Source organism: Floricoccus tropicus (assembly GCF_001832905.1).
GTDB classification, from domain to species: Bacteria; Bacillota; Bacilli; order Lactobacillales; family Streptococcaceae; genus Floricoccus; species Floricoccus tropicus.
In genome coordinates, this window is sequence record NZ_MKIR01000024.1 from 165,395 (window position 1) to 179,343 (window position 13,949).

The following is a 13,949-nucleotide window of genomic DNA, read 5'->3' on the forward strand; positions in this document are numbered from 1 at the left end:
CATGCAACAATACTTTATTAAAAAGAATGCTTCAAAAATTGGTTTTATAATTCAAATTGAAGATAAAGATACCTTTAATCATATGTTTAGCGTTATGCGACTAAAAGAGGGGGATGAAGTTCAGTTAGTATTTAATGAAGAAAAGCTTGCTTTGGCTAAAGTTGTTGAAAATCAAAATGTTCAAATTCTTGAATATCTTGAGCGAGATACTGAGCTACCAGTTAGCGTGACTATTGCAGTTGGTTTTCCAAAAGGCGACAAGCTTGATTTCTTGGCTCAAAAAGTAACTGAGTTAGGAGCTGATAAACTTTGGGCATTTCCAGCAGACTGGTCAGTCACTAAACTTGATGGTAAAAAAATTGCCAAGCGTCAGGAAAGATTGAGTAAAATTTGCCTTGGGGCTGCTGAACAAAGTAAAAGACTAGTGATTCCAGAGGTAAAACTTTTTGAAAATAAAGCTAATTTCCTAGGAGAACTTAAGAATTTTGATCATGTTTTAGTGGCATATGAAGAATCAGCTAAGGAAGGCGAAAATTCAACATTTGTGCAGGCCTTACAAGAAGCTAAAAAGGGGCAAAAAATATTAATTATCTTTGGGCCAGAAGGTGGAATCAGTCCTAGTGAAATTGATAGGTTAGTGGGTTTGAGAGCTAAGCTTATTGGTCTTGGTCCAAGAATCATGAGAGCCGAAACTGCACCTCTTTATGCACTTTCATCAATTAGTTTTTATCTAGAATTATTGAACAAAAATTAACAAAGTGGATAATTATTCACTAAAGCATTCATAAAGCACGCATTGTGCTTTTTTTTTCCTATAAATGGTGTTAGAATAATATTTAATAATTTGAAGACTATGCAAAAGAGATATTTAATAACTTTTTTCTTTATTCAAAGATTGGCAGACAAAATAAAGAGTGGCTGGATACAAGTTGGACAATAACAGAAGATTATTACAACTAGTTAAATGTCACATTTTATTTTAGGCAAGATAATTAAACCCTAGGAGAAAACATGGCTACTGAACCAAATTTGACGGGCGCACAGGTTGTACGAATCGCCTCTACTTACATGAATGAAAAGGATGTCCGTATGGTCAAGAAGGCTCTTGACTACGCGACAAAGGCCCATGCTAAACAATATAGACAATCAGGAGAACCATATATTGTGCATCCAATTCAGGTTGCAGGTATTTTAGCCGGCTTAAAACTTGATGCTGTCACTGTTTCATGTGGTTTTTTACATGATGTAGTTGAAGATACTGACTACACTCTTGATGATATTGAGCGTGAATTTGGTACTGATGCTAGAAATATCGTTGATGGGGTTACAAAACTTGGTAAGGTTGAATACAAGTCGCATGAGGAACAACTAGCGGAAAATCACCGTAAGATGCTAATGGCTATGAGTCGTGATATGCGGGTGATTTTGGTCAAACTTGCTGACCGTCTTCATAATATGCGTACTCTTAAGCATCTACGTCCTGATAAACAAAAGCGTATTTCGACGGAAACAATGGAAATTTATGCACCACTTGCTCATCGTTTAGGGATTAGTAGCATTAAGTGGGAACTCGAAGATCTAGCATTCCGTTACCTTAATGAACCGGAATTTTATCGTATTCGTGGTCTAATGAATGAAAAACGTGCGGACCGAGAAGCCTTGGTTAAGGAAGTTGTTGGTAAACTTTCAGAGCAGCTTGAAAATGTTGGTATTGAAGATGCTGATGTTTATGGTCGACCAAAGCATATTTATTCTATCTATAAAAAGATGCACGATAAGAAGAAGCGCTTTGATGAAATTTATGACCTGATTGCAATCCGCTGTATTCTAGATACAACTAGTGATGTCTACACTACACTTGGTTACATCCATGATTTGTGGAAGCCAATGCCAGGACGTTTTAAAGACTACATTGCAAACCCAAAAGAAAATGGTTATCAGTCAATCCATACAACTGTCTATGGCCCTAAAGGACCAATCGAATTCCAAATTAGAACTCAAAAGATGCATGAAATCGCTGAATATGGGGTTGCGGCTCACTGGGCTTACAAGGAAGGCAAAAAATCACCTAAGGCTGAAGAGCTTAATCAGAATTTAAACTGGATTCAAGAACTTGTTGAACTTCAAGATGCAAGTAATAACGCCCAAGATTTTGTTAAACAGGTTCAAGAGGATATCTTTGCAGAAAAGATTTATGTCTTTACTCCTAATGGAGAAGTTCAAGAATTACCAGCAGGAAGTGTACCAATTGACTTTGCCTATGCCATCCACACTCAAGTAGGAGATAAAGCTACTGGAGCTAAGGTTAATGGACGTATGGTTCCAATTACTCATGTTTTAAAAACAGGGGATGTTGTTGAAATCATAACAAGCAAATCTTCATTTGGACCAAGTAGAGACTGGCTTAAATTGGTTAAAACCAATAAAGCCAAAAATAAAATTAAGAATTTTTTCAAGAATCAAGACAAGCAATTATCTGTTAATAAAGGTCGTGAGATGCTTCAAGATTACTTGCAAGAACAAGATTTTGTTGCTAATCAATACCTTGATAAGAAGCACCTTGATGATATCTGCGATAAATTAAACTTTAAGAATGCTGATGCACTTTTTGCCTCAATAGGTTTTGGTGAGACAGGGGTCATAAGTGTCTTCAACAAGTTAACTGAAGAGGAACGCCGCGAGCGAGAACGTGAAAAACAACGCCAAGAAGCTGAAGAGCTTATGCAAGGTGGCGAGGTTAAAAAGACTAAGACTGATGTAATGAAGGTCCGTCATGATGGTGGAGTGAATGTTGCAAACATCGACAGTCTACTAGTTCGTATGAGTAAATGTTGTAATCCTGTACCTGGTGATGATATTATTGGATATATTACTAAAGGTCGTGGTGTGTCAATTCACAGAAGTGATTGCCAAAATGTTAAGGCGCAACCAGATTACGAAAGCCGTCTGATTGATGTTGAATGGGAAGATTCTAGCATTTCTAACAATAAGGAATATGTTGCAAATGTTGATGTATATGGCTTCAACCGTCCAGGTCTTTTAAACGATATTTTACAGGTTTTAAGTAATACAACTAAGAACTTGATTTCAGTATCGGCTGTTCCAAGTAAGGATATGAAAACTGCAAATATCCATGTTTCATTGGGCATTAAGAATCTTAATGAGCTAACTTTCGTTGTTGATAAGATAAAGATGGTTCCAGACGTTTATTCGGTTAAAAGGACAAATGGATAGATGAGAATTATAATACAAAGAGTTTCACAAGCCAGTGTATCAATTGATTCCAAAGTTGTGGGACAGATAAAAGATGGTTTGCTCTTGCTTGTTGGTGTGGAAGACGCAGATAGCGAAGTTGATATAGTGTATGCTGCGCGAAAGATTGCTAATATGCGAATTTTCTCGGACGAAAATGGCAAGATGAATCTATCAGTTAAGGACATTCAAGGAAGTATTTTATCAATTTCCCAGTTTACTCTATATGCTGATACAAAAAAAGGTAATCGTCCAAGTTTTACTAAGGCAGGGCGTCCTGACTATGCTAGTAAATGCTATCAATCTTTTAATGAAAAACTAAAAGAAGAGGGTATTGAAGATATTCAGACAGGTATATTTGGTGCAGATATGCAGGTCAGTCTTGTAAACGATGGACCTGTTACTATAGTACTTGATACTGCTGAAGTGAGATAAATCAATATATTTTAAAAAGAGAAAAATGTTTAACCTATAGTTTGACAGGTTAGGCATTTTTATTTAAAATAAATTCGTTAGATTGAATCTTAAAAAACTAAATAAAATGCAGAGGCAAAAAAGAAAATGGTTAGAGAAAAAAATAATTCTTTAGAAAAAAGAAGAATGAAAAATAAGTCAGAAAAAGAAGCTGAAATAATAAAAACTCGTCAAGAAATGCAAGGAGAGTTTTTGCAGAATCATCCAGAGTTTAAAGATATGGATGAAAAAGAAATTCCTAATGAGATGAGGAAACTTGGCGAAGCGCGTGCTCATAAAAGAAATAAAAGATTACGTGAACATTTGGAATTATTTAATGATGCAATAATTGCTATAATAACAACAGTTATGTTGCTTGAGATACCAATTCCAACTGGGAATAGTGGTTATGGTGAATTTTTAGAAAGCATTGGGATATTTTTAGTATCATTTTTCCTAATGGCCGACTTCTGGATTACCCATCATAAAATGTATGATGATGTAGATGAAATAACCGACAGTATAGTAGTATTTGACTTTATATTTATGGCAATATTATCCATTATTCCTTTATTGACTAAATGGATAATGGTTGAGCCAACAAGTTTTGCAGTGTTGAATTATGGGGTCGCCTTCATCTTAATTAGGTTGAGTCAAGGATTCTTGAACTATGCTATTTCTAAAGAAAGATTTAAAGGTATGAAAGTTACTGGTGAGCTTTCTAAAAAGATTTCATTAGGACGTTTACTCATATCCCTTATTTGGGCAGTTATTTTGACTATCTTTGGATACATCAATCCAAGCATTGGCCGCTGGTTATTTATAACCCTTCCAATATTGAGCTTCGTTTTTATGGCGATTGATAATAGAAAAAGGGAAGAGTATTTATAGTAAACAAATTTGTAAATAAGAGCCTTATCCATAGATATATAAGACTCTATATGTTATTAAGGAAGTATTATTTAGCTTCCTTTTTTTGTAACAGTCTAATCTGTTTAAAGAATTTTATTATTGACAATTTTCAGACAATTTAATATAATACGATATTATATTTGGAAATAAATAGTATGAATAATTTGGAGAGGTTTAAAATATGAAAAAAGTAGTTAAATCTGCTTTAGCTGTTCTAGCAACTTTATCACTCGCTGGGTGTGCTCAAGCGCCAATTGGAGCGCCAGAAGGTGCAGCAAATAAAGTTGGTGATACATTTAAAATTGGTTATAATTTAGAACTTACAGGAGCTGTAGCTGCCTATGGTTCACAAGAAAAAATGGGAGCTGATTTAGCAGTTAAAGAAATTAATGAATCTGGTGGAATTGATGGTAAAAAAATAGAAGTTGTCTCTAAAGACAACAAATCTGATAATGCGGAAGCTGCCAGTGTTGCAAGTAGTTTGGTATCAAATGATAAGGTAGTAGCAGCAGTAGGACCTGCCACATCAGGAGCTGCAAAAGCAACAATCCCTAATATGACTCAAGCAGGTGTTCCTTTAATTACACCTTCAGGATCAGATGATAGTTTAACATTAATGAAAAACGGTCGTCTTAACGAATTTGCTTTTAGGACAATATTCCAAGACAGTGATCAAGGAAGAATTATTTCAACCTATGTCACTAATAACTTGAAGGCGCAAAAAGTTTTAATCTATTATGATAATTCAAGTGACTATGCTAAAGGTATCTATTCTTCATTTAAGAAGAATTTCAAAGGAGATATTGTAGATACAGTAACTTTCCAATCAGGAGATAAAGACTTCCAAGCTACACTTTCAAAAGTGAAAAATCTTAAGTACGATGCAATTGTAATGCCAGGTTACTATAATGAAACAGGACTGATTACAAAACAAGCACGTGAACTTGGAATTACTGCTCCAATAATTGGTGGTGACGGATTTGCATCAGATACTTATGTGCAACTTTCAGGTAAAAAGGCAGCGACAGATGTTCATTATGTAGCAGCATTTTCACCCAAAGCACCTGCAAGTAAAAAGACAGAACCTTTTATAAAGAATTTCAAGGCAGCAAATAATCAAGAACCATCTGCCTTTGCAGCTCTTGCTTACGATGCAGTTTATATGATAAAAGAGGCTGCTGAAAATGGTAAGGTTGAAGATTCAGCTCAACTAGCCAAAGAATTAGCTGAGATTAAAGATTTTGACGGAGTTACAGGAGTTATGACTATAGACAAAAATCATAATCCAGTTAAGTCTGCTGTTATCGTAACTCTAGATAATGGTGTAGAATCTAAAGCAGAAGTAGTAAACCCTGAAAAATAATAATGAAAAAAGTTTAAAGGAGAATCAATGCAAATAATAGTAAATGGTTTGATTCTTGGTAGTGTCTATGCTCTAATTGCCTTAGGTTATACAATGGTATATGGGATTATCAAGCTTATCAACTTTGCCCACGGTGATGTTTACATGATGGGAGCCTTTATCGGTTACTTCCTGATAAATAACTTACATATGAATTTCTATGTTGCTCTTATTCTATCGATGATTTTGACAGCATGTTTAGGCGTAATAATTGAATTTTTAGCCTACAGACCACTTAGAAATTCAACGAGAATTGCAGCTCTAATTACTGCAATAGGAGTATCATTCTTGCTTGAAAATGTGATGATTTATTTCGTCGGTTCTTCAGCGAGACAATTCCCACAAGCAATTGAAGTTAAAAAATATACTTTTGGTTCTGTGAATATTACAAATATTCAATTGATGATTTTGATAACTTCACTTGTTCTAATGGTTTTACTTCAATTAATAGTTCAAAAAACAAAAATGGGTAAAGCAATGCGTGCGGTATCTGTTGATACTGAAGCTGCACAATTGATGGGGATTAATGTAGATCACACAATCAGTTTCACATTTGCACTAGGTTCAGCACTCGCAGGAGCAGCTGGCGTTATGATTGGTCTATATTATGGATCAATTGACCCACTTATGGGAATGACACCAGGACTTAAAGCATTCGTAGCAGCGGTTCTTGGAGGTATTGGAATTATCCCAGGTGCAGCGCTTGGTGGTATTGTAATTGGACTACTAGAAACATTTACTCAATCACTTCCAGGAAAACTTTCATGGATTGCAGGTTACAAAGATGCAGTTGTTTATGCAATTTTGATTATCATCTTGCTTGTTAAACCAGCTGGTATTCTTGGTAAAGATGTTAAGGAGAAGGTGTAATATGAAAAAGAATTTAAAAATTAACCTTATCTGGTTGGCATTTTTAGCTGCTGGTTATATAGTATTGTCACTCTTAATTGGGAGTGGAGCAATTAACCCATTTGGAGTTCAGACAATTTCTTATATCGGTATTCAAATTATTTTAGCCGTTGGTTTAAACTTCGTAATGGGTTTCAATGGACAGTTCTCATTTGGTACTGCAGGATTTATGGCCATTGGTGCATATGCTGCAGCAATTGTAGGTATGTATAGTCGTTATTATGCTCACTTCTATTTAGCAATGATTGTTGGTGCAATTTTAGCAGGTGTTGTGGCATTAATTGTTGGTATTCCAACATTAAGACTAAAGGGTGATTATCTTGCAATCGCAACGCTTGGTGTTTCAGAGATCATTCGTATTTTAATTATGAATGGTGGGGAACTTACAAATGGAGCAGCAGGTTTATCAGGTGTTCCAAGATTTACAAACTGGCAAACAGTTTATATTTTCGTTGTGTTAGCTGTCGTTTTCACTATGAACTTTATTAATTCAACAGCAGGTCGTGAGACGTTGTCAATTCGTGAAGACGAAATCGCGGCGGAATCAATGGGTGTCAATACAACTAAAGTTAAAGTTATTGCATTCGTTTATGGAGCAGTATTATCTAGTATTGCCGGATCACTCTATGCTGGTTTAATTGGTACAGTTACACCCAAAGACTTCACTTGGTTACAGTCTGTAAATATCATTATTATTGTCGTATTTGGAGGCCTAGGCTCAATTACAGGTACAATAATTGCTGCTATTGCCCTAGGTTTCCTAAATGTATTTTTACAAGACTTTGGAAGCTTACGTATGATAATATATTCACTTGCTTTGATTATGGTTATGATTTTCCGACCAGGAGGCCTACTTGGTACAAAAGAATTCAAATTATCAACTTTATTTAATAAAAAAACAAAGGAGGGCAGATAAATGGCACTTCTTGAAGTAAAAAATTTAACAAAAAACTTTGGTGGACTTACAGCAGTTAGTGATGTAAGCATGGAATTAGAAAAGTCTGAGTTAGTAGGACTTATTGGACCTAATGGAGCTGGTAAAACTACTCTGTTTAATTTGTTGACAGGTGTTTATGAGCCTACTGAAGGGACTATTGTTCTTGATGGGGAAAAATTAAATGGTCTTCCACCTTACAAATTTGCTCAATCTGGTCTAGGCAGAACTTTCCAGAATATTAGACTGTTTAAAGATCTATCAGTAATGGATAATGTTTTAATTGCAATGGGTGCTAAAAAGAAGAAGCACTTTCTTGCAACATTTCTTCGCTTACCAGCATTTTATAATCAGGATGAGGATCTTAGAAAAAATGCAGTAGAATTACTGAAAATATTTAATTTAGAGGATAAAACGGAAACTCTGGCTAAAAATTTACCTTATGGTCAACAAAGAAAACTTGAAATTGTTAGGGCACTTGCTACAAATCCAAAAATATTATTTCTTGATGAACCAGCAGCAGGTATGAATCCACAAGAAACTGCAGAACTTACCATCTTGATTAAAGAAATTCAAGAAAAGTTTGACATTACTGTACTTTTGATTGAACATGACATGGGACTTGTAATGAATGTTTGTGAGCGTATTTATGTTCTTGAATATGGTCGTATGATCGCTCATGGTACTCCAGAGGAGATTAAAAATAATAAACGAGTTATTGAAGCATATCTTGGAGGTGAGGCATAATGTTAAAAGTTGAAAATTTATCAGTCTATTATGGTGTCATCCAAGCTGTAAAAGATGTAAATTTCGAAGTTAATGAAGGGGAAGTTGTATCACTTATCGGTGCAAATGGTGCTGGTAAAACTACAATTCTTCATACAATTTCAGGTCTAGTTCGTCCTAAAGAAGGAATTATTACCTTTGAAGGACAGGAAATTCAAAAAACTGCACCGCAAAAAATAGTCTCTTCAGGACTTTGTCAGGTTCCAGAGGGACGTCATGTTTTTCCAGGAATGACAGTAATGGAAAATCTTGAGATGGGAGCTTTTTTAAAGAAAGACCGTGAAGAAAATCAAAGAAACTTAAAAAAGGTTTTTGATCGTTTTCCTAGGTTAGAAGAACGCAAAAATCAAGACGCAGCTACTTTATCTGGTGGTGAACAGCAAATGCTTGCCATGGGTAGAGCTTTAATGGGTACACCTAAGCTATTATTACTTGATGAACCTTCAATGGGGCTTGCACCTATCTTTATTCAAGAAATTTTTGATATAATTCAAGATATACAGAAGCAAGGAACTACAGTGCTTTTAATCGAACAAAATGCTAATATGGCACTTTCTATTGCTGATAGAGGTTATGTACTTGAGACAGGACAAATTGTCCTTGCAGGCACTGGGCAAGAACTGCTTGCTAGCGATGAAGTACGTAAAGCATACCTAGGTGGTTAGATAAAAGCTTATCAAACAATCAAAGGGAACAGACAATATGCTAAGTAGTAGTGAGTTTGAATTATAAAAATCAAAAATAATAAGGAGAAAAGATGGCAGTTAAGGATTTTATGACAACAGAAGTAATTAGCGTTACTCCTGATACAAAAGTTGCAAAAGCTACGGATTTGATGCGTGAAAAAGGTATTCATCGTTTACCAGTACTTGATGGAGATAAGCTAGTTGGTTTGGTAACAGAAGGTACGATTGCGGAGGCAAGTCCAAGTAAAGCAACAAGTCTATCAGTTTATGAAATGAATTATTTGTTGAATAAGACAACAGTTAAGGCAATCATGATAAAAAATGTTATCACTGTTTCTCAATTTGCATCACTTGAGGATGCAGTCTATTTGATGCGTGAAAACAATGTTAGCGTATTGCCAGTAGTTGATAATGGACAAGTTGAAGGAATAATTACAGATAAAGATGTATTCGATGCATTTTTAAAGATTGCTGGATACGGAGAACCAGGAATTCGTTTACGTTTGGTTATGAAAAATGAAATAGGAGTTCTTGAGAGAATTTCGGATTTAGTAACTGAAAATGGATTCAATGTTTCTAGTATAATTCAGTTAAACAATAAAGAGGATAAGACAACAATTCTTGAAATCTTGATTGAAGGTAAATTATCAGCAAAAGAAATAAAAGATAAGTTTACAGAAGCTGGTTTCACTGTTGAAGATGTTGAACAGACTGAAGCAACAGCAAATTAAAATCGCGTGAGCGATTTTTTTGTCAGTATGTACTTGATGAATAATTACCAAAATATTTAAGAGTTACTAGGGTGAAATGAAAAAAATTTTTTAGGAAATATATAAATTATTAATCACAGAAGACAAAATTTGTGAATATATTTATTGAAATGTTAGTAAAATCCTTTAAATGCTTATTTTCTAAGTAAATCTTATTGACACTAATGACTTTAAGTGATATTATTACTAACGGTACTTTTTACATTTGGTCTCTCGAAAGTGTACAGAGACGTGCTGACAAGTTGCAAGGTACACACAACCGTTGTCTGCGTGACCGCGTTGGTAATCAAGTCACCCTTGGTTATCTAAAGACTACAAAACACAAATTATAAAAATAAGGAGTAAGTTAATTAAATGCCTACTATTAACCAATTGGTTCGCAAACCGCGTAAATCAAAAGTAGAAAAATCAGACTCACCAGCATTGAACATCGGGTACAATAGCCGTAAAAAAGTTCAAACTAAGCTTTCATCACCACAAAAACGTGGAGTAGCAACTCGTGTTGGTACTATGACACCTAAGAAACCAAACTCTGCACTTCGTAAATACGCTCGTGTACGTTTATCAAACCTTATTGAAGTAACTGCCTACATTCCAGGTATCGGACACAACCTTCAAGAACATAGTGTTGTACTTATTCGTGGTGGACGTGTAAAAGACCTTCCAGGGGTACGTTACCATATCGTTCGTGGAGCACTTGATACTGCAGGTGTTACAGATCGTAGACAAAGCCGTTCTAAATACGGAACTAAAAAACCTAAAGCTTAATTTAGCAAATTGTATTGAGTATTGTTCCAGAATTTACTGGCAACAAAAAACAGTAAAAATTACATAAATTTTGAATAAGATACATTAACCGTAAGTAGATTACAGGTTTAAAAGATTAATAAAAATAAGAAGGAGATAACTCGAAATGAGTCGTAAAGGACAAGCTCCAAAACGTGAAGTTTTGCCAGATCCGTTATATAATTCTAAAGTCGTTACACGTCTTATCAACCGCCTTATGTTAGATGGTAAACGTGGTACTGCAGCTAGCATCGTTTATGGTGCGTTTGAACAAATTAAAGAAACAACAGGAAATGAACCATTAGAAGTTTTCGAAGCTGCTATGGAAAACATTATGCCTATTCTTGAAGTTCGCGCTCGTCGTGTTGGTGGATCAAACTACCAAGTACCAGTTGAAGTACGTCCAGAACGTCGTACTACACTTGGACTTCGTTGGTTAGTAACAATTGCTCGTAAACGTGGTGAACACACTATGCAAGATCGTCTTGCTAAAGAAATCATGGATGCAGCTAACAATACTGGTGGATCTGTTAAAAAACGTGAAGATACTCACAAAATGGCAGAAGCTAACCGTGCATTTGCACACTTCCGCTGGTAAGATTTTCGAATATTATATTCGAAAGCCTTCATTGGCAAAAAACTTTGCAGTCTATTCTTTATAAGAACTGACGCCGAGACAAAGTTATTACCGTCTAGATAACTAGACAAAAAATATTTATAGATAAACATACAAGACATGACTGGGTGGGCTACTGCCCTTCCAGTTTTGTTTTGGTATTAAATGTGTTAGAATAAATTTATTAAATTAATTAAGGAGAACAACCTAATGGCACGCGAATTTTCGTTAGAAAACACTCGTAATATCGGTATCATGGCTCACGTCGATGCTGGTAAAACAACAACAACAGAACGTGTACTTTACTATACTGGTAAAATTCACAAAATCGGTGAAACTCACGAAGGTGCATCACAAATGGACTGGATGGAGCAAGAACAAGAACGTGGTATCACAATCACTTCAGCTGCAACAACTGCAGAATGGAAAGGTAACCGCGTAAACATCATCGATACACCAGGACACGTAGACTTCACAATTGAAGTACAACGTTCACTTCGCGTACTTGATGGAGCTGTAACAGTACTTGATGCACAATCAGGTGTAGAACCTCAAACAGAAACAGTTTGGCGTCAAGCAACTGAATATAAAGTACCTCGTATCGTATTTGCTAACAAAATGGATAAAATCGGTGCTGATTTCTACTACTCTCTATCAACTTTACATGATCGTTTGAATGCTAATGCTCATCCAATCCAAATTCCAATTGGAGCGGAAGATGATTTCATCGGTATTATCGACCTTGTAACTATGACATCTGAAATCTATACTAACGATCTTGGTACTGATATTAAAGAAACTGTTGTAGGTTCAGATGAATTTAAAGAAGAATTAAAATCATTAAACTTCGATCCTGAAGAATATGAAGCTCTTGCTAATGAATGGCGTGAAAAATTAGTTGAAGCTGTTGCTGAAACTGATGAAGAGCTTATGATGAAATACCTAGAAGGTGAAGAAATCACTGAAGCTGAACTTAAAGACGGTATTCGTAACGCTACTATCAAAGTAGAATTTTACCCAATGCTTGCTGGTTCTGCCTTCAAAAACAAAGGTGTTCAAATGATGCTTGATGCAGTTATTGATTACCTACCTTCACCACTAGATATCCCTGCAATCAAAGGTATCAACCCAGATACTGACGAAGAAGAAACTCGTCCAGCTTCTGATGAAGAACCATTTGCAGCTCTTGCATTTAAGATTATGACTGACCCATTCGTTGGACGTCTTACTTTCTTCCGTGTATACTCAGGTATCCTTGAATCAGGTTCATATACTTTGAATACTTCTAAAGGTAAACGTGAACGTATCGGACGTATCCTACAAATGCACGCTAACACTCGTAAAGAAATCGATGTTGTTTACTCAGGTGATATCGCAGCTGCCGTAGGTCTTAAAGATACTACAACTGGTGATACATTAGCAGATGAAAAACATAAAGTAATTCTTGAGTCAATCGAAATTCCAGAACCAGTTATCCAACTTTCTGTTGAACCTAAATCTAAAGCAGACCAAGATAAAATGGGTGTTGCCCTTCAAAAACTTGCTGAAGAAGATCCAACTTTCCGCGTTGAAACAAACGTTGAAACTGGTGAAACAGTTATCTCTGGTATGGGTGAACTTCACCTTGACGTTCTTGTTGACCGTATGAGACGTGAATTTAAAGTTGAAGCTAACGTTGGTGCTCCTCAAGTATCATATCGTGAAACTTTCCGTGCTCCTACTCAAGCAGAAGGTAAATTCGTACGTCAATCAGGTGGTAAAGGACAATACGGACACGTATGGATTGAATTCACTCCAAACGAAGAAGGTAAAGGATTTGAGTTCGAAAACGCTATTGTCGGTGGTGTGGTTCCTCGTGAATACATCCCAGCAGTTGAAAAAGGACTTGAAGAATCTATGCAAAACGGTGTTCTTGCTGGATACCCAATCGTAGACGTTAAAGCTAAACTTTATGATGGTTCATACCATGATGTCGATTCAAATGAAACAGCATTCCGTGTTGCAGCTTCATACGCGCTTAAAGCAGCAGCTAAGAAAGCTAACCCAACAATTCTTGAACCAATGATGAAAGTTACAATCACAGTTCCTGAAGATAACTTGGGAGATATCATGGGACACGTTACTGCTCGTCGTGGACGTGTTGATGGCATGGAAGCACATGGTAACAGCCAAATCGTTAATGCATTTGTTCCACTTGCTGAAATGTTTGGATATGCAACAACTCTACGTTCTGCAACTCAAGGACGTGGTACATTCATGATGGTATTTGACCACTATGAAGATGTTCCAAAATCTGTACAAGAAGAAATCATTAAGAAAAATGGTGGGAACGCTTAATATATTTAATCGTTCTGAATAACATAATAAAAACACGAATATTCCATTGAATATTCGTGTTTTTTTGTGTAAAATAGAGATAATATAAATTCAGGAAGGATATATT

General features: G+C 35.7%; 13 protein-coding genes. All 13 read left to right on the forward strand.

Features of this window, described 5'->3' with window-relative positions:
* The first annotated feature begins 1 nt into the window (after position 1).
* The gene (locus tag BG261_RS08845) at positions 2–754 is read left to right on the forward strand and encodes a 16S rRNA (uracil(1498)-N(3))-methyltransferase (RefSeq protein ID WP_070792962.1); all 753 of its coding nucleotides are present in this window, start codon (positions 2–4) and stop codon (positions 752–754) included.
* A gap of 257 nt (positions 755–1,011) precedes the next feature.
* Positions 1,012–3,234 carry a RelA/SpoT family protein gene (locus tag BG261_RS08850; RefSeq protein ID WP_070792963.1) on the forward strand — a complete coding sequence of 741 codons (2,223 nt, stop codon included), beginning with the start codon at positions 1,012–1,014 and terminating at the stop codon, positions 3,232–3,234.
* Entirely contained in the window at positions 3,235–3,687 is a 453-nt protein-coding gene (dtd, locus tag BG261_RS08855) for a D-aminoacyl-tRNA deacylase (RefSeq protein ID WP_070792964.1), read from the forward strand. It abuts the gene before it with no gap.
* Positions 3,688–3,813: 126 nt separating this feature from the next.
* On the forward strand, positions 3,814–4,596 hold the full coding sequence (locus BG261_RS08860) for a TMEM175 family protein (protein ID WP_070792965.1): 783 nt from the start codon (positions 3,814–3,816) through the stop codon (positions 4,594–4,596).
* Between the two features lie 202 nt (positions 4,597–4,798).
* Positions 4,799–5,980: an ABC transporter substrate-binding protein gene (locus BG261_RS08865; RefSeq protein ID WP_070792966.1), complete on the forward strand. Its 1,182-nt coding sequence runs from the start codon at positions 4,799–4,801 to the stop codon at positions 5,978–5,980.
* Between the two features lie 27 nt (positions 5,981–6,007).
* On the forward strand, positions 6,008–6,889 hold the full coding sequence (locus tag BG261_RS08870) for a branched-chain amino acid ABC transporter permease (protein ID WP_070792967.1): 882 nt from the start codon (positions 6,008–6,010) through the stop codon (positions 6,887–6,889).
* Position 6,890: 1 nt separating this feature from the next.
* Complete coding sequence (locus tag BG261_RS08875) at positions 6,891–7,844, forward strand: branched-chain amino acid ABC transporter permease (RefSeq protein ID WP_070792968.1); 954 nt, start codon at positions 6,891–6,893, stop codon at positions 7,842–7,844.
* Positions 7,845–8,609: an ABC transporter ATP-binding protein gene (locus BG261_RS08880; protein WP_070792969.1), complete on the forward strand. Its 765-nt coding sequence runs from the start codon at positions 7,845–7,847 to the stop codon at positions 8,607–8,609.
* Positions 8,609–9,313: an ABC transporter ATP-binding protein gene (locus BG261_RS08885; protein ID WP_070792970.1), complete on the forward strand. Its 705-nt coding sequence runs from the start codon at positions 8,609–8,611 to the stop codon at positions 9,311–9,313. The genes BG261_RS08880 and BG261_RS08885 overlap by 1 nt, the downstream gene beginning before the upstream one ends.
* 92 nt (positions 9,314–9,405) lie before the next feature.
* Positions 9,406–10,065: a CBS domain-containing protein gene (locus tag BG261_RS08890; RefSeq protein WP_070792971.1), complete on the forward strand. Its 660-nt coding sequence runs from the start codon at positions 9,406–9,408 to the stop codon at positions 10,063–10,065.
* Positions 10,066–10,458: 393 nt separating this feature from the next.
* Positions 10,459–10,872, forward strand: a complete 414-nt coding sequence (rpsL, locus tag BG261_RS08895) for a 30S ribosomal protein S12 (protein ID WP_070788613.1) — start codon at positions 10,459–10,461, stop codon at positions 10,870–10,872.
* Between the two features lie 145 nt (positions 10,873–11,017).
* Positions 11,018–11,488 (forward strand): 30S ribosomal protein S7, encoded by a 471-nt coding sequence (gene rpsG, locus BG261_RS08900; RefSeq protein WP_070792972.1) that lies wholly within the window; start codon positions 11,018–11,020, stop codon positions 11,486–11,488.
* 228 nt (positions 11,489–11,716) lie between these two features.
* On the forward strand, positions 11,717–13,843 hold the full coding sequence (gene fusA, locus BG261_RS08905) for an elongation factor G (protein WP_070788611.1): 2,127 nt from the start codon (positions 11,717–11,719) through the stop codon (positions 13,841–13,843).
* The last annotated feature ends 106 nt before the right edge of the window (positions 13,844–13,949 follow it).

What these genes read in the sequence shown, in the direction of transcription:
- BG261_RS08845 (WP_070792962.1), top strand. Translation starts at nt 2, where the DNA reads ATGCAACAATACTTTATTAAAAAGAATGCTTCAAAAATTGGTTTTATA.
- BG261_RS08850 (WP_070792963.1), top strand. Translation starts at nt 1,012, where the DNA reads ATGGCTACTGAACCAAATTTGACGGGCGCACAGGTTGTACGAATCGCC.
- dtd (WP_070792964.1), top strand. Translation starts at nt 3,235, where the DNA reads ATGAGAATTATAATACAAAGAGTTTCACAAGCCAGTGTATCAATTGAT.
- BG261_RS08860 (WP_070792965.1), top strand. Translation starts at nt 3,814, where the DNA reads ATGGTTAGAGAAAAAAATAATTCTTTAGAAAAAAGAAGAATGAAAAAT.
- BG261_RS08865 (WP_070792966.1), top strand. Translation starts at nt 4,799, where the DNA reads ATGAAAAAAGTAGTTAAATCTGCTTTAGCTGTTCTAGCAACTTTATCA.
- BG261_RS08870 (WP_070792967.1), top strand. Translation starts at nt 6,008, where the DNA reads ATGCAAATAATAGTAAATGGTTTGATTCTTGGTAGTGTCTATGCTCTA.
- BG261_RS08875 (WP_070792968.1), top strand. Translation starts at nt 6,891, where the DNA reads ATGAAAAAGAATTTAAAAATTAACCTTATCTGGTTGGCATTTTTAGCT.
- BG261_RS08880 (WP_070792969.1), top strand. Translation starts at nt 7,845, where the DNA reads ATGGCACTTCTTGAAGTAAAAAATTTAACAAAAAACTTTGGTGGACTT.
- BG261_RS08885 (WP_070792970.1), top strand. Translation starts at nt 8,609, where the DNA reads ATGTTAAAAGTTGAAAATTTATCAGTCTATTATGGTGTCATCCAAGCT.
- BG261_RS08890 (WP_070792971.1), top strand. Translation starts at nt 9,406, where the DNA reads ATGGCAGTTAAGGATTTTATGACAACAGAAGTAATTAGCGTTACTCCT.
- rpsL (WP_070788613.1), top strand. Translation starts at nt 10,459, where the DNA reads ATGCCTACTATTAACCAATTGGTTCGCAAACCGCGTAAATCAAAAGTA.
- rpsG (WP_070792972.1), top strand. Translation starts at nt 11,018, where the DNA reads ATGAGTCGTAAAGGACAAGCTCCAAAACGTGAAGTTTTGCCAGATCCG.
- fusA (WP_070788611.1), top strand. Translation starts at nt 11,717, where the DNA reads ATGGCACGCGAATTTTCGTTAGAAAACACTCGTAATATCGGTATCATG.